Raw genomic sequence first — 16328 nt, 5'->3', positions numbered from 1 at the left:
GGCAGGGTTTTCAGGCAGCATGTCATCATGATTATCGGCGCACCACCTAAAATGAATCAATGATCTCTCGCGAACCCACTCTTGAACGCTTAGGCCTGGCCAAGTCCCTGCTGCTCACGCCCTTTGGGCTGGATGAATCCCACCTGGCCCAGGCCTTAAAAGAAATCAAGGCGCATCAGGTGGACGAAGCCGACCTGTATTTTCAATACACGCGTTCTGAGGGCTGGAGCCTGGAAGAAGGCATTGTCAAGACCGGCTCCTTCAGCATTGACCAGGGTGTCGGCGTGCGCGCTGTCAGCGGCGAGAAAACGGCGTTTGCCTATTCGGATGACATCTCCGAGTCCTCGCTGCTGGATGCGGCCCGCACTGTCAGGTCAATTTCGGCTCTCGCCCAGACAAGGCGGGCGCGAGTAGCTACAAAAAAGATAGCTTATGGGCGTTCCTTGTACCCCGGCTTGGACCCGATCACCACACTCGACAGCGCGGCCAAGGTCAAGCTGCTGGAGCGTGTCGAGCAACTGGCCCGTGCCAAGGACCCGCGCGTGGCGCAGGTCATGGCGGGCGTGGCGAGCGAATACGACGTGGTGCTGGTGGCGCGTGCCGACGGCATGCTGGCGGCCGATGTCCGCCCGCTGGTGCGCCTGTCGGTGACGGTGATTGCCGAACAGGGCGTCGGCGGCAAGGTGCGGCGTGAAATGGGCTCGGCCGGTGGCGGCGGGCGCTTTGGGCTGGCTTATTTTGACGAGGCGCTGATCACGCAATACGTCGATGAGGCGGTGAAAGCCGCGCTGATCAACCTGGAAGCCCGCCCGGCGCCGGCGGGTGAGATGACCGTGGTGCTGGGGCCCGGCTGGCCCGGCATCTTGTTGCACGAGGCGATTGGTCATGGGCTGGAAGGCGATTTCAACCGCAAGGGCTCCAGCGCGTTCAGTGGCCGGGTCGGCCAGCGTGTCGCCGCCAAGGGCGTGACCGTGCTGGATGACGGCACCATCGCCGACCGCCGTGGCTCGCTCAATGTCGATGATGAAGGCAACACCAGCGCCCGCAATGTGCTGATTGAAGATGGCATTCTCAAGGGCTATATGCAGGACGCCATGAATGCGCGCCTGATGGGGGTGGCGCCCACCGGCAACGGGCGTCGCGAGAGCTACGCCCATGTGCCGATCCCGCGCATGACCAATACCTACATGCTCGCCGGGGACAAGTCGCCCGACGAGATTGTGGCCAGCATCAAGAAGGGTCTGTACGCCACCAACTTTGGCGGCGGCCAGGTGGACATCACCTCGGGCAAGTTCGTGTTTTCGGCCAGTGAAGCCTACTGGGTTGAAAACGGCAAGATCCTGTACCCGGTCAAGGGCGCGACCATCGTTGGTAGCGGCCCGGATGTGCTCAAGCGCGTCAGCATGATCGGCAATGACTTGAAGCTCGACAGCGGTGTCGGCACCTGCGGTAAAGAAGGCCAGAGTGTGCCGGTGGGCGTGGGGCAGCCGACCTTGCGTATTGATGGTTTGACGGTGGGAGGCACGGCGTGAAAAACTTGATTGTGGCCAGCCTGTGCGCCGGTGGCTTGTTGGGGTCTTCCTTGGGTCGTGCCCAGGGCAATAGCGAACCGACTGCCGGACTGAAACCGACCGCCACGACCTGGCGTTTGACCTCTGAAACGCTGGCACTGCCGGGCGGCGAAAAAATGGGCATGGTCGGCGGCGACCTCATGTTTGATGTGAGTGAGCAGCTGCGATTGGGTGTGGGCAGTTACGGGGCCGTGCGCGGTGACCGTGGCGGTTTCATCACGCTGGGTCTGGCCGGTGAGTGGCGCCAGCGGCTCAGTCCAAGCTGGCTGGCTCACACCGGTTTGTTTGTTGGCGCCGGCGGCGGGCGTGGTGGCACCAGCGCCTTGTCGGGTGGTGGTCTGATGCTGCGCGCTGATCTGGGTTTGACCTACGAAGTGCCCAACGTCGGTAATTTTGCCTTTGGCGTGAGCCATGTGCGGTTTCCGTCGGGTGTGATTCGCAGCACGCAGCCCTATCTGCGCTACGAATATCCGTTCTACAGTTTGTTGAGTCCGGGTTGGGATACCCCACCCCGTGCCGGCACGGCAGATGGCGCCAGCGTGTCGTCCCACCGCAATGAGTTTGCGCTGGTGGCCCGCAGTTACAGAATTCCGGCCTCCGTGCTGCGTGACGATGGTCAGCCGCAACACAGCAGCATGCAGTTGGTCGGCGTCGAATGGCTGTCTTACCTGGACCCCAACTGGTTTGTCAAACTGGAGTCGGAAGGCGCCATGGGCGGCCAGAGCAATGGCTACATGCAAATTCTGGCCGGCGGTGGCTACCGCATGCCGCTTTGGCGCGGCAGTGCGGTCAAACTCCATGCCGCGGCCGGCCCGGCAGGCGGCGGCGGGGCTGACACCGGCGGGGGTTTGCTGTTGGACGCGGGGGTTTCGCTGCAGCAAAACCTGAGCGAGCGTACCGCGCTGGAGTTCTCGGTGGGCGAAGTGCGAGCACCGTCGCGCAGTTTCAGGGCGCAAAGTGCGGCCCTCAAATTGACCTACCAGTTTGGTTTGCCGGGGGTCTCTGGCAACCGTATTTCCTGGCCCGCTCTGGGTGGTTTTGACGCAGAAAACCTGCGTGTGCGGGTGGCAAACCAGACCTATTTCAAGGCCTCACCCCAGTGGCGCAACCAGTATGTCGACGAGTCGGTGAGCAATCTGGGCGTGCAGCTTGACTATTTTGTGACGCCCCAGTGGTTTGTCACCGGTCAAGGCCTGGCCGCTTATGCCGGCGAGGCGGGGGCCTACATGACCGGGCAACTGGGTGCCGGTGTGCAGCAGCAGTTGTCACAGCGCTGGTTTGCCGAGGGCGAAGCGCTGGTGGGCGCGGCCGGTGGCGGCGGTCTGGCGGTGGGTGGTGGACTGGTGGGGCAACTCAATGCTTCAATTGGCTACCGCTTGACAAAGCAGGTGTCGGTGCTGGCCACGGCAGGGCGTATTCAGGCCATGCGTGGTGGCGATTTCAAAGCCAACGTGGCGGGCTTGTCGGTGGCCTATCAATTCAACGGCTTTGTTCAGAAATGAGCCGCGTGCCCGACTATGCTAAAGTGAAGCCATGAAATCGTTCTGTTTTTTCTTTAGCTACTTTTGGTTCTCAAGCGCCTGCGGCGGTAGAGAGTTCTGAACGTACCCAAACCAAACGTCCTGATCTTCCAAAAACCGCCGGCTACCCCGGCGGTTTTTTTATGACTTTTTTTGATGAACCGAGGAACTGCACATGACTGCCAAATCCATTGCTGCCAGCACCGATGCCTGGTATGCGAACGTTGTCGCCAATGCCACCGACCGCACCGGTCAGACTGACAACGAACGCATCAAGGACATCACCGTGTTACCGCCTCCCGAGCATTTGATCCGCTTTTTCCCCATTCACGGAACGGCCGTGGAGTCGCTGATCAGCAGCACCCGCCGGCGCATCCACAACATCATGGCGGGCAAGGATGACCGCTTGCTGGTGGTGATTGGCCCGTGTTCCATCCACAACCCGGCCGCCGCGCTGGACTATGCGCGCCAGCTTCAGGTGCAGCGCGAAAAGTACGCCGACACGCTGGAAATTGTGATGCGCGTCTACTTTGAAAAACCCCGCACCACCGTCGGCTGGAAGGGCCTGATCAACGACCCGTATCTGGACGAAACCTTTCGCATCGACGAAGGCCTGCGCATCGCGCGCCAGTTGCTGATCGAGATCAACCGCCTGGGCCTGCCCGCCGGCAGCGAGTTTCTGGATGTGATTTCACCCCAGTACCTGGGTGACTTGATCTCCTGGGGCGCGATTGGTGCGCGCACCACCGAGAGCCAGGTGCACCGCGAACTGGCCTCGGGGCTGTCGGCGCCGATAGGCTTCAAGAACGGCACCGATGGCAACATCAGGATCGCCACCGACGCGATTCAGGCCGCCGCCGGCGCGCACCACTTTTTGTCCGTGCACAAGAATGGTCAGGTGGCGATCGTGCAAACCAAAGGCAATAAAGACTGCCACGTCATCTTGCGCGGTGGCAAGGCCCCCAACTATGACGCGGCCAGCGTCGCTGCAGCGTGCAAAGACCTCGAAAAAGCCAAACTGCCGGCGACCTTGATGGTCGACTGCAGCCACGCCAACAGCAGCAAGCAACACGAGAAGCAACTCGACGTGGCACGCGACATTGCCGCACAGCTGGCCAGCGGCTCAAGAAGTGTGTTCGGCGTGATGGTGGAAAGCCACTTGATCGCCGGTGCCCAGAAGTTCACGCCGGGCAAGGACGACCTGTCCAAGCTGGAATACGGCAAGAGCATCACCGACGCCTGCCTGGGTTGGGACGACTCGGTCGAATTGCTGGAGGTGTTGGCGGCGGCAGTCAAAGCGCGCCGGGCGGGCTAAAGACGCACGGGGGGCAGGGCAGCGGTGCGTCATTTACACTTGCGCCTCGACGCTGGCATCCCGCAAGCGCTTTTTCAGCCTCTGGACAAACACCATGAACCGCTGCCTGACCTCTAGCCCCCCCCTTTTTCTCAGGAGGCTTTGCCTCCTTGTGCTCAGCGCGTCAGCCCTGAGCTTCAACCTGGCCTGCGCGCAAACCGGCGTGCGCCAGTTTCCCGCCACCGCCCAGCGCGGCACGCTGGTGGTCACAATGCCGCCCGAGGTGCTGATCAATGGCGCGGCGGCGCGACTCGCACCCGGCGCCCGCATCAAGGGTGTCAACGACGCCCTGGTGCTGTCGGCCTCCTTGGTGGGACAAAGCGTGTTGGTGAATTACCGGCGCGACGGGCAAGGGCTGATTCACGAGTTGTGGATTCTGAGTCCTGAAGAAGCTAAAGAAAAACGTGCCGGCATGGAGCCGGTGACCAACTTTGTCTTTGGCTCGGACGCCGACAAGCCCAAAACTGACGACGGCAAAACGCCGTTCGACCAGCTGCCCAAGTTTCCCCGGCAATAGCCACGGCGGGCGCCTGGCCAGCCCGACCAGCGGCTTGGCTGCGCGCCCAGGATATTTATAACAAATCAGGCGATAGCCCTCGTCAATAGGGCATTAGCTGCTATCTAATTCATAGTAATTGAGTGAGTTTCACCATGAGCAAAAAAGTCTTCATCAAAACCTACGGCTGCCAGATGAACGAGTACGACTCGGACAAGATGAGCGATGTGCTGGGCGCTGCGCAGGGCTACGAGCCCACTGACAACGTGGAAGAAGCCGACCTGATCTTGTTCAACACCTGCTCGGTGCGTGAAAAGGCGCAGGAGAAAGTGTTCTCCGACCTGGGGCGTGTCAAACACCTGAAGAAAAAAGGCGCGCTGATTGGCGTCGGTGGCTGTGTTGCCAGCCAGGAAGGTGCCGCCATCATCGAGCGCGCGCCTTATGTCGATGTGGTGTTTGGGCCGCAAACCCTGCACCGCCTGCCGCAACTGCTGGCCGAGCGCGAGCGGCTCAACCGCTCGCAGGTGGACATCAGCTTTCCCGAGATCGAGAAGTTTGACCACCTGCCGCCCGCCCGGGTCGAAGGCGCCAGCGCGTTCGTGAGCATCATGGAAGGCTGCTCCAAATACTGCAGCTACTGCGTGGTGCCCTACACCCGCGGCGAAGAAGTGAGCCGCCCGTTTGAAGATGTGCTGGTCGAGGTCGCCGGCCTGGCGGATCAGGGTGTGAAAGAAATCACGCTGCTGGGGCAAAACGTCAACGCCTGGCGGTCCCGGATGATTGGCGCTGCCAGCGCGCTCTCAAGCGAGATGGCCGACTTCGCCACCCTGCTGGAATACGTGTCGGACATTCCCGGCATTGAGCGCATCCGCTACGTGACCAGCCACCCCAACGAGTTCACGCCTTCACTGATTGCGGCCTACGACAAGTTGCCCAAGCTGGTCAGCCATTTGCACCTGCCGGTGCAGCACGGCTCGGACCGCATCCTGATGGCCATGAAGCGCGGCTACACCGCCATGGAATACAAAAGCACGGTGCGCAAGCTGCGCGCCATCCGGCCTGATATGGCGCTGAGCAGCGACTTCATCGTCGGCTTCCCCGGTGAAACCGAAGACGACTTCAGCAAGATGATGAAACTCATCGACGATGTGGGCTTTGACAACAGTTTCAGCTTCATCTTCAGCCCGCGCCCCGGCACCCCGGCGGCCAATCTGCATGACGACACCCCGCATGAGGTGAAGCTGCGCCGGCTGCAGCATTTGCAGACGGTCATCAACGACAGCATCAAGCGCATCTCGGAGAGCCGCCTGGGGACGGTGCAGCGCATTCTGGTGGAGGGTGCCTCCAAGCGCGACAGCACCGAACTGATGGGCCGCACCGAGTGCAACCGGGTCGTCAACTTCTGTGGCCAGCCGCGCCTGATCGGGCAGATGGTGGATGTGGCCATCACGGAGACGCGCAGCTTCACGCTGCGCGGTGAGGTGGTGACGCAAAACGAGGTGCTGACCGGGTAGCCCCTGTTCTCCAGCCAGTGCCACTTTTCTCCTGCGCCGGCATAGGCGGGCTTGGCCGTCATTGATCCGCAGTTTTTCTGCGATTAGACTCAAACTCAAACACCCGGCTACCCAACTCGTATTCCAACCGGAGCAGTGACGCAAATGCAGAACCCTATCGTGGCGGATTTATTGTGGCGCTCGCTCGCTCTCTTCTTGCTGATAGGCGCATTGATGGGCACGGCCATGGCACTGTTGCTGCTCTTCAGACCGCAACTTCTGCAGCGTGTCAACCGCGCCGCCAACCACTGGGTTTCGTTGCGCTCAATCAGCCAGTGGATGGATCGCAGCATCCGCACCGAGCGATGGTTTTATCGACACCACCTTGTGCTGGGTCCGTTGGTCGTCGTGGGTGCGGGCTACATGCTGCTGTATTTTGGTTTGCAGCTGGACCAAGCAGCCGCCCTGCGCGTGCTGGGCGTCTATGTGGCCAACCAGCAGTTGGCAGGAATGTTGCTGCAGGCGCTGGTACTTTTTGCGCTGATTGGCGCTGCTGCGGCGCTGCTGGTCGGCGCGGTTTACTGGATTCGCCCCAGCCTGCTGCGCGGCATGGAAACACAGGCCAATCAGTGGGTCTCATCGCGCCAAGCCACCAAGGTGCTGGACGTCACGCATGACCCGGTGGACCTGTTTGTTGAGCACCATGCGCAACGGGTGGGTTGGTTGCTGCTGGCCGCCAGCATCTACCTGTTTGTTGTTATGTTCCGTTGGTTGCTTTAGCCGACGGACTTCGATTTGTTGGGCGAAGGCTGGCCAGCACGAAGCTAGCTTTTGAGGCTGCGCCTTTGATTTAAACTACGTATTTGATAGCATGTTGAGATTATCTGACGGGGGCTACAGGCTGATTTGGCATACATTTTCAGGTTCACCACAATTCCTTTCTTTGAAGAAGATCGAAAAAAAGCGACACATGGTCGCTTTTTTGGTTTTGTCATTGAGGCTGAATCGGGGTCTATCTTTTAATCCTACTTGATTGGAATCCGGCGCTGATTACCTCTTCGACTGGCCATTAATTGCCAGCACCGATGACCTCAAACGTCACGTCAGGTGACGCGGTGTATCCAGCCAAGGTCAACTTGCAGGTTCTGGTCTCCCCATTGGATGCTGCCGCAGCTGCAAGCTCCGTCGTCGTTGAAGCTGCGGTATACCCTGTTGGGAATGAGCCACCACTCAAGACAGTTCCGACGGATGTACATGTGTTAACGGCCTTGCACTTAGTCGGAGCACTCGCTGCGGTCGCGATCGAACATCCGCCATAGTTGATGGCCGACGCTGATGCTGCCGCACCTGCCACGCCTTGCATAGATGCTTGCTGAGCATCAGCCTTCAAATCCACAAATTTCGGAATCGCCACCGCGGCCAACACGCCCAGAATCACGATCACCATCACCAGCTCGATCAACGTAAAACCACGTTGTACTTGTTTCATGTTTTTCACTTTCGAAAATATTTAAAAACCTTGTTTGAAAATGATTTCAAACGTTTTGCTACAAATTCTTCTCGCAAGAAGTCTAAATAGCGGCTCCATTTTAGGTGGATGCTGCTAGGCATGAAAACTTTGCAATGTCCCAAGCGCATCTTCACTGACCCGTTGCCGGGCTAAGAACTCGCCAATCAGGGCTGATTCATTGCGCTGGCGTCGGGTTCATCTGGCCAAAATAGTTCACCAGGTAGCGCTGCAGCGCTCGACGGACTTGTGTTGTTTCCATAACACAAAAGTCATATCCTCATGTGCAATTTTTGTTTCTGAATGTTCGTTTGATCGTTAGTTCATCACCTGCCCCTGCCAGACATAGACTTCTCTGGCCGTTAACTGCAGAGGCCCGGGCGCACCGCTGATCTGGTACCAGGCCATCACGTCACCCGTGGGGCTTTGCAGCCATTCGGTGCCAAGCGGCAGGTAGCCGACGCAGACGCAGGCGGCGTCAAACACCCAACTGCCCGCTGGTGCCGCCAGCGCCTGCGCGGCGCTGGCGGCACCAAAATAATTGGGCAGGCGATGTTCCAATAGTTCAAACGGGTTGTTTTGCACCGCCGCGCCAGCACCCGAAGGCACGCTGCGGCGCAAATGGTCGAGCACAAAAGCGGTGCGCAAGTTGCCCAGCGTCGAGCGCACGGTCGCCAGCTCAGCTTGAGCGTGCAGCTCCCGCACCTTGTAGGCCAATACGCCCAGCAACAGCACGATGACCAGCGCCAGCATCGACCACTCGACCAGGCGCTGGTTCCAGAACGAGACATGGCCCGTTGTCAAACGCTTGTCGGGCACGACTAGCCGCCGCCTTTGCCCATGGCGGCCTGGCCCAGGTTCCACAGCGGCAAGAAAACGCCCAGCGCCAGCAGCAGCACCAGCACGGCAATGACGGCCAGCAGGATGGGCTCGATCGCCGCCGACAGGCCCTTGATGTTGTAGTCCGTCTCGCGCTCGTACATGCCGGCAATCTCAAACAGCAGGTTGTCGAGCTCGCCGGTTTCCTCGCCGACCGCGATCATTTGCAGCACGACGGGGGTAAAGACGCCGGTGGCGGCGGCGCAGCGTGTGATGGTCTCGCCGCGCTCGATGCCGTCGCGCATTTGCTCGATGCGGCTACCAATAAAAGCGTTGTCCACGGTTTGCGCCACCACGGTGAGCGCCTGCACCAGCGGCACGCCGCTTTGGCTTGAGAGCGCAAAGCTGCGGGCAAAGCGCGCCAGCGTGGCTTTCAAAACAATGTCGCCCACGATGGGCAATTTGAGCTTGCGCGCGTCCCAGCGGTAACGCCCGGCCGTCGTGTTCAAGTAGCCGCGTATCAGCACGACCGCGCCAATGGCGCCCGCCAGCAGCAAGGGCCACCACGCCAGCATCCAGGCCGAGAACGCCAGCAGCCCGCGGGTGATCAGCGGCAGCTCGGCATGAAAGCCGGCAAACACGTTGGCAAACACCGGAATGACGAAGATGTTCAGGATGACCACCGCAATCGCCATGGCGATCAGCACAAAAATGGGGTAGCGCATGGCCTGCTTGATGCGCTCGCGCACGTCGCGCTCGAACTCCAGGTGTTCGTTCAGGCGCAAAAAAACCTCGGTGAGGCGGCCCGTCATCTCGCCGACCCGGATCATCGAGATATAGAAAGCACCAAACACGTCCTGGTGGCGCGCCATGGCGGCGGAGAGTTCGCGCCCCTGATCCAGGCTGGCGCGAATGTCTTTGAGCATGTCGACCATGGCCGGCTTGGTGGCTGAGGCCTCCAGTCCGGCAAAGGCCCGCAAAATGGGAACCCCGGCCTTGTTCAGGGTGTACATCTGGCGCGAGAACACCAGGATGTCTTCGACCACCACCGGCTTGCGGTTCAGGCGCGCGAACCAGTTGTCGGTGGCGGTTTCGGTCTTTTCGGGCGCAATCGCAATGTGGACCGGTGCCACACCGATCGACATCAACTGGTCGGCCACGCCGCCTTCGGTCATGGCCTCTAACTGGCCCTGAACGGCCTCGCCCCGGACGTTGCGGCCACGCCATGCATAGGTTGCCATGTGGGTTTAGTCCGGCGCGCCCAGGTCTTCGTCCACATCGAAGCCAATGCGCAAGGCCTCGGCCAGGGACGTGCGCCCCTGGCGCACCAGCGCCAGCACATGATGCGCCAGCGTGTGGCCCTTCATGCGCTCGCGGGCCAGCTTCATGAACGTGGCCGGGTCGGCGTGCGAGGCGGCTTGGGTGAGCCCGGCATCCATCTCCAACAGTTCGTAGATGCCCTGGCGCCCCGCATAGCCGGTACCGTTGCAGGCGCTGCAACCCCGACCGCGCCGGGCTTGCACCACATCGCCCGCTTCGACCATGCTGGTGAGCCAGGCCAGCTCCTGGGCGCTGGGCTCCTGCGGTTCAGCGCATTCACTGCAGTTGAGCCGCACCAGCCGCTGTGCAATCACAGCCTGCAAGGAGGTGGCTACCATGAACGGTGGCACGCCCATGTCGAGCAGCCGAAACGGCGTGCTGATGGCGTCGCGCGTATGCAAGGTCGAGAGCACCAGATGCCCGGTGATGGCGGCACGCAAGCCGATCTCGGCCGTCTCGGCGTCCCGCATTTCACCGACCAGGATCACGTCAGGATCTTGCCGCAGCGTGGCGCGCAGCACGCGCGCAAAGCTCAGCTCAATCTTGTCGTTGACCTGCACCTGGGTAATGCCGGGCAAGCGGTATTCCACCGGGTCTTCGACCGTGATGACTTTCAGTTCGGCGGCGTTGATTTCGGCCAGCGCGGCATACAAGGTGGTGGTTTTGCCGGAGCCGGTGGGCCCGGTGACCAGCACCAGACCGGCGCTGCGGCCCAGTACTTCGCGAAAGCGTTTGAGCATCGCCTCCGGCATGCCAATGCCGTCCAGGCGGCGCATGCCCGCGCCCTGGATCAGCAGCCGCATGACGACCGATTCGCCGTAGCTGGTGGGCAGGGTGGACAGGCGCACGTCAATGGTTTGCTCTTTCAGACGGACGCTGAAGCGGCCGTCCTGCGGCAGACGCTTTTCAGAAATATCAAGCCCCGCCATCAGCTTGAGGCGCTGGGCCAAGGCGCCGGCAATGCGTTTGTCGGCCAGCGTTTGGGTTTGCAACACACCATCGACCCGCACCCGGATTTGCAGACCCGCTTCCTGCGGCTCAATGTGCACGTCGGAGGCGCCGACCTGGATGGCGTCTTCAAACAGCGACTGCAGCAGGCGCACCACCGGCGCGCCCTCGATGCCGGCCGTTGCCGTGAGCTCGCCAAAGTCAACGGCGTCACCCAGATCCTTTTCCAGCGCGCGGGCCAGGCCGCTGATCTCTTCGGTGCGGCGATAGAGCCGGTCAAACGCCAGCGCCAGCTGGGTTTCGGGCACCGCCGCGATGGCGATGTTGCGCTTGAGCAGGCGCGTCAACTCATCAAAGGCAAACAAGTCCAGCGGGTCGCCCAAGGCCAGCAGCAGGGAGTCGCCTTTGTCTTCGAGCACCAAGGCCCGAAAACGCCGCGCCGCGGATTCAGGCAGCAGCTTGACCACGTCGGCACGAAACGGGAAGGTCTTGAGGTTGACGAACGGAATGCGCAACTGCCGCGCCAGACCATTGGCCAGCAGTTCTTCGGTGATGATGCCGGTCTCGATCAGCAGACGGCCGACTTTTTTGCCGGTCTGGCGTTGCAGGTCCAGGGTCTTTTGCAGCTGTTCCTGTGAAATCAGGCGCTGCTGAACCAGCACGTCGCCCAGGCGCAGCTTCTCAGGTCGACCTGGCACGGGCAGTGGGCGGACCTGCGGGGAGGAAACGGCTGCCATTGGTCAGGTCATCCAGGGATTAAATAATACAAAAATGATAGCGCACTAGGCAATGAATACGGGGGCTAGAGCCCGGTTTTGCTTGAAAAAATGCCTTGCCTCATGCCACCTCAGTGCAAATGGCGCGGCTTGCGCCCGCCGCCATGGCCGATGCCGCCATGGCCACCGCCGGAACCCCGCGGGGGGCGCCCGAGTTGCAGCGAATTCACCAGGTCGTCAAAGCGCTGGCTGAACAACTTGTCGACTTCAGCCACCACGCCCACCAGCTCGGCGCCATCAAAATGGCGTTCCATCAGGTTCACCACATCCTGCACCAGCAAGTCGCGCTGTACCTGCATGATGGCCGCCGGGTCTGGCCCCACGAAGAGCATCACAAAATCATCGCGTGACTCGGCGTCCGAATCCTCGTCCTCATCGTCAAACTCAGCGTCATAAAACGTAACTTCGATCGCGGCACCGGCTTGCGCCACCTCATTGAGGTTCATGCACATTTCATCCAGCACCTGGCGAAAATCATCGTCACCGGCCACGGTCCAGCACATCTGCAGCAGATGCTCCTGCGGGTCAAATTTGATGCCCGGCTCGTCTTCGTAGGAGCTGTCGGCGGCATCGGCCAAGGACCGCGCGCCGGCGTATTTCCATAACGGCTTGAGGGCTTCTTGCAACTGCTCAAAAACAACATTGGGGCGCAAGCTCACCTGGCCATGGACATGGATTTCAAAAGGGGTGTTGTAGCGTGCCATGGAATGTGAATTTAGTGGTCAGGATCAAAACCGAAAAATAGGCATGAAGCCGCATCGGTTCAAGTTTCAGTAAGTGGCCCTGCTGGTTGGGTTTTGACTCGTCGAGACTGATTGTGCCATGACGTGTCCCTGCGAGGCGGGCGACGGGCCGGGCCATGGCGAGCGCTTCAAGTCGACTGTCAGTCCGGGTTTACCAGCGCTCGGGTTTTCCAGCATGACAAACCGTTCAACGCGCACTAATATCCAAAAAAGCACACTCGTGCTATTCAGGCTCAAACCGGTTAACACGATCTTCCGGCAGCGGTCATCAGGCGACAGCGCCCCACCCCAGAGGTCGCACTGGCTAGTCAAGCGAAATCCTTTCAACCCTATTGACCTCGCGGTCCTTCAGGAGACAATTTTGAAAAAAACTTTGATGACCTGGCTCGGTGGCTGTTTGCTGGCCCTGGCCCTGTTACCCGCTTCCTCCTGGGCGGCTGGCTACACCCAAACCAGGTTCCCGATTGTGTTAGTGCATGGCTTGTTCGGTTTTGACAATATCGGCCCGCTCGACTACTGGTACGGCATTCCTTCAGCCCTGCGCGCGGACGGTGCCCAGGTGTATGTGACGCAGGTCTCCGCGGCCAACAGCACCGAAGTGCGGGGCGAGCAGTTGCTGGTCCAGGTGAAACAGATTCTGGCCGCCACGGGCGCGAGCAAGGTGAACCTGATCGGGCACAGCCATGGCGGCCCGACCATCCGCTACGTCGCCTCGGTGCGCCCTGATCTGGTGGCCTCGGTCACCTCGGTTGGCGGTGTGAACAAGGGCTCGGCCGTGGCCGATGTGCTGCTGGGCGTCGCACCGCCCGGATCGCTTTCCAACAGCGTGCTGATTTCGATCACCAACGGCCTGGGCTCCATCATCAGTTTCCTGTCCGGCGGCTCGGGCCTGTCGCAGGACTCACTGGCGGCGGCGCAGTCGCTCAGTACCGCAGGTTCGCTCAAGTTCAATCTGGCTCATCCTGAAGGCCTGCCGACCACGGCCTGCGGCGAGGGCGCGTACGCGGTGCGGGGCGTGGCCTATTTTTCCTGGAGCGGTGCCAAACCCTACACCAACGTGTTCGACGTCCTGGACCCGGCCCTGGCGTTGACTTCGCTTGCCTTTAACGGGGCCAAGAACGACGGCTTGGTGGCGAGTTGTTCCAGCCGTCTGGGTCGTGTGATCCGCGATGACTACGCGTTGAACCACCTGGACGAAGTCAATCAAACCGTCGGCCTGGTGAATCTGTTCGAGACCAACCCGGTCACCTTGTACCGCCAGCAAGCCAACCGGTTGAAGAACCTGGGCCTGTAACGCGCTGATGAAGCTGCGTGTCAGACACCTCGCCTGGGGCCTGTTCGGTCTGGTCCTGGTGCTTGCAGGCTGGCGGTGGTGGCCGCACGCCGCCAGCCCCGAGACCTCGTCGTTCAGCGCGGCGCCAGTGGTTGTTGGGGCGGCGTTTGTGCACTCCATGCAGGACACCGTGCCCGACGGCGACTTGCGGGCTTTGCCAGCTGCCGCGCAAGCGCAGTCAGGCCCATTGCCGTACGCTGAACTCAAACGCCTGTTCGACTATTACCTGAGTGCCGTCGGCGAGCAGCGTATTGACGCCATCCGGCTGGAAATCAGCAGTGAGCTGCAACGGCGCTTGCCTGCCCATCAACTGCCTGGGGTTAGGCGCTTGTTGGCCCTGTATTTGCAGTTCAAGCTGGCTTTGGTCGGATTGGACAAGAACCCGGAGCTGGCAGGCGCCGGTGTGCAAGCTGTCCGTCGGCGCCTGCTGGCCATGCAGGACTTGCGGTCCCAGTTCTTCAGCGCCGAAGAAACCCAGGGCATGTTCGGCTTTGAGGATGACTACGACATGGATGCCGTGGCGCGGCTGGAGATCAGCCAGAACCCGGCGCTCACCGCAGCGCAGAAGAAGGAGCAACTCGCAACACTCGATGCCACCCAGTCGGCGGTGCTGCGTGAAGAACGCGAGGCACCCCGCCGGGTGCTCAGAATCGAGCAAATGGCGCAGGACCTGCGTGCCCAGGGCGCCAGCGACGACGATGTCTATCGCCTGCGGTCCAGGGAGCTCAACCCTGAAGCCGCTGCCCGCCTGGCCGAGGTGGACCGCGAAGAAATCGCCTGGAAGAGCCGCATCGCCACTTACCTGAGCGAGCGCAGCAAGTTGCTCGAGGCACAGGCCGACGCACCACCGGCACAGCGCGAGTCGGCGTTAGCGCAGTTGCGCCAGTCCCGGTTCAGCTCGGACGAGCGCCGTCGTCTGGCGGCTTATGAACCCTGAACAGGGGCCGGACCCGGCGCTGATAGGGGGTGGCACTATGAGCCTTTTAGGGTTTTAGCCCCTGTCCCTGTTTGGTAAGTTGCTATCTATTTTCTAGCGCCTGTAACAGCTTCAGGTGAACGCCGCCAAAGCCGCCGTTGCTCATGCACAGGATGTGGTCGCCCGCTCTCGCTTGCGCCACCACCTGCGCCACCAAGTCATCGATGGTGTCGGCCACCTGGGCTTTGGCGCCCATGCTGGCCAAGGCCTCGCGCGCATCCCAGCCCAGTCCACCCCCGTGGCAAAAAGCCAGATCGGCATCGGCCAGACTCCACGGCAATTGGGCTTTCATGGTGCCGAGCTTCATGGTGTTGCTGCGCGGCTCAAACACCGCCAGGATGCGTTGCTTGGGGCCCAGCTTTCGCCGCAGACCGTCGACGGTTGTACGAATGGCGGTTGGGTGGTGGGCAAAGTCGTCGTACACCGTGATGCTGCCATCAGCGCGCTGCACGCTGCCGCGAATTTCCATGCGTCGTTTCACATTCTCAAAGCTGCCCAGCGCGCGGGCGGCGGCCTCGGGCGAAACCTCCACATGTTGGGCCGCCGCAATGGCCGCCAGTGCATTGAGCTGGTTGTGTACGCCAGTTAGTGCCCACTTCACGTGGCCGACGAGTTGGTTCTGGTACAACACGTCGAATTCCTGCGGCTCACCGCGTGCCGTGAAATCACTGACCACCGCGCCAAAGCTGCGGACTTCACTCCAGCAGCCCGCGTGGATCACCCGTGCCAGGCTTTCTTCCAGTCCGTTGACGACGACCCGACCCGAACCGTGCGGGCCTGCGCCTGGCACGGTGCGCAGCAGGTGATGAAATTGGCGCTCAATCGCGGCCAGGTCATCAAAAATGTCAGCGTGGTCGAATTCGAGGTTGTTGAGCACGGCGGTGCGCGGCCGGTAATGCACAAATTTGCTGCGCTTGTCGAAAAATGCGGTGTCGTATTCGTCGGCTTCGATCACAAAAGTCCGGCCTGCCCCCAAACGGGCTGACACGCCAAAATTCACCGGTACGCCGCCGACCAGAAATCCGGGCTGCAAACCAGCGCATTCCAGTATCCAGGCGACCATGGCGGTGGTGGTCGTTTTGCCATGGGTGCCCGCGACGGCGATGACATGCCGACCCTGCAGGATGTGCTCGGCCAGCCACTGGGGGCCGCTGGTGTAGGGCAGGCCTGCGTCCAGAATGGCTTCCATCAAGGGAAATTTCGGGCTTCCATCGGCCAGGTGGGCGCGGCTGACCACGTTACCCACCACAAACATGTCAGGGACAAGTGCCAACTGGTCGGCGCCGAAGCCTTCAATCAGGTCAATGCCAAGCGCTCGCAACTGGTCGCTCATGGGCGGATAAACGCCGGCGTCGCAGCCGGTGACTTTGTGGCCAGCCTCCCGTGCCAAAGCGGCCAAACCACCCATGAAAGTGCCACAAATACCAAGAATATGAATATGCATGGTTGAATTTTAGGCTGCTGCCCTGCAC

14 protein-coding genes are annotated in these 16328 nt (G+C 61.0%); 8 read left to right on the top strand and 6 right to left on the bottom strand.

Annotated features, from left to right (window positions below; all coding sequences use genetic code 11):
- Window positions 1-59 precede the first annotated feature (59 nt).
- The 6 genes from tldD (at window position 60) to RFER_RS17030 (ending at window position 7214) form a co-directional block, all read left to right on the top strand.
- The gene (tldD, locus tag RFER_RS17055) at window positions 60-1532 is read left to right on the top strand and encodes a metalloprotease TldD (RefSeq protein WP_011465641.1); all 1473 of its coding nucleotides are present in this window, start codon (window positions 60-62) and stop codon (window positions 1530-1532) included.
- The gene (locus RFER_RS17050) at window positions 1529-3073 is read left to right on the top strand and encodes a hypothetical protein (protein WP_011465640.1); all 1545 of its coding nucleotides are present in this window, start codon (window positions 1529-1531) and stop codon (window positions 3071-3073) included. The genes tldD and RFER_RS17050 overlap by 4 nt, the downstream gene beginning before the upstream one ends.
- Before the next feature lie 193 nt (window positions 3074-3266).
- Entirely contained in the window at window positions 3267-4406 is a 1140-nt protein-coding gene (locus tag RFER_RS17045) for a 3-deoxy-7-phosphoheptulonate synthase (protein ID WP_011465639.1), read from the top strand.
- A 151-nt stretch (window positions 4407-4557) separates the two neighbouring features.
- On the top strand, window positions 4558-4962 hold the full coding sequence (locus tag RFER_RS17040) for a hypothetical protein (RefSeq protein ID WP_011465638.1): 405 nt from the start codon (window positions 4558-4560) through the stop codon (window positions 4960-4962).
- A 134-nt stretch (window positions 4963-5096) separates the two neighbouring features.
- Window positions 5097-6455, top strand: coding sequence for a tRNA (N6-isopentenyl adenosine(37)-C2)-methylthiotransferase MiaB (gene miaB, locus RFER_RS17035; protein ID WP_011465637.1), 1359 nt, complete (start codon window positions 5097-5099; stop codon window positions 6453-6455).
- Between the two features lie 144 nt (window positions 6456-6599).
- Window positions 6600-7214, top strand: coding sequence for a hypothetical protein (locus tag RFER_RS17030; RefSeq protein ID WP_011465636.1), 615 nt, complete (start codon window positions 6600-6602; stop codon window positions 7212-7214).
- A 289-nt stretch (window positions 7215-7503) separates the two neighbouring features.
- On the opposite strand, the gene RFER_RS17025 is transcribed toward RFER_RS17030, so the two are convergent.
- From RFER_RS17025 to RFER_RS17005, 5 genes are all read right to left on the bottom strand, one after another.
- Entirely contained in the window at window positions 7504-7923 is a 420-nt protein-coding gene (locus tag RFER_RS17025) for a pilin (protein WP_011465635.1), read from the bottom strand.
- 336 nt (window positions 7924-8259) lie between these two features.
- Window positions 8260-8760, bottom strand: coding sequence for a hypothetical protein (locus RFER_RS17020; protein WP_011465634.1), 501 nt, complete (start codon window positions 8758-8760; stop codon window positions 8260-8262).
- 2 nt (window positions 8761-8762) lie between these two features.
- Window positions 8763-10001 carry a type II secretion system F family protein gene (locus tag RFER_RS17015; RefSeq protein ID WP_011465633.1) on the bottom strand — a complete coding sequence of 413 codons (1239 nt, stop codon included), beginning with the start codon at window positions 9999-10001 and terminating at the stop codon, window positions 8763-8765.
- A 6-nt stretch (window positions 10002-10007) separates the two neighbouring features.
- On the bottom strand, window positions 10008-11765 hold the full coding sequence (locus RFER_RS17010) for a GspE/PulE family protein (protein ID WP_011465632.1): 1758 nt from the start codon (window positions 11763-11765) through the stop codon (window positions 10008-10010).
- Window positions 11766-11875: 110 nt separating this feature from the next.
- Window positions 11876-12508 carry a DUF6806 family protein gene (locus RFER_RS17005; protein WP_011465631.1) on the bottom strand — a complete coding sequence of 211 codons (633 nt, stop codon included), beginning with the start codon at window positions 12506-12508 and terminating at the stop codon, window positions 11876-11878.
- A 415-nt stretch (window positions 12509-12923) separates the two neighbouring features.
- Between RFER_RS17005 and RFER_RS17000 the strand changes: the two genes are divergently transcribed.
- Both RFER_RS17000 and RFER_RS16995 read left to right on the top strand, forming a co-directional pair.
- Window positions 12924-13841 (top strand): lipase family alpha/beta hydrolase, encoded by a 918-nt coding sequence (locus RFER_RS17000; protein WP_011465630.1) that lies wholly within the window; start codon window positions 12924-12926, stop codon window positions 13839-13841.
- A gap of 7 nt (window positions 13842-13848) precedes the next feature.
- Window positions 13849-14817, top strand: a complete 969-nt coding sequence (locus RFER_RS16995) for a lipase secretion chaperone (protein WP_011465629.1) — start codon at window positions 13849-13851, stop codon at window positions 14815-14817.
- Window positions 14818-14899: 82 nt separating this feature from the next.
- On the opposite strand, the gene mpl is transcribed toward RFER_RS16995, so the two are convergent.
- Window positions 14900-16300, bottom strand: a complete 1401-nt coding sequence (gene mpl, locus RFER_RS16990; protein WP_011465628.1) for a UDP-N-acetylmuramate:L-alanyl-gamma-D-glutamyl-meso-diaminopimelate ligase — start codon at window positions 16298-16300, stop codon at window positions 14900-14902.
- Between the last annotated feature and the right edge of the window lie 28 nt (window positions 16301-16328).

It is taken from the genome of Rhodoferax ferrireducens T118 (assembly GCF_000013605.1).
Classification (GTDB): Bacteria; Pseudomonadota; Gammaproteobacteria; order Burkholderiales; family Burkholderiaceae_C; genus Rhodoferax; species Rhodoferax ferrireducens.
The sequence above is the reverse complement of the archived record's forward strand: the minus strand, read 5'-3'. Positions and strand labels throughout refer to the sequence as shown.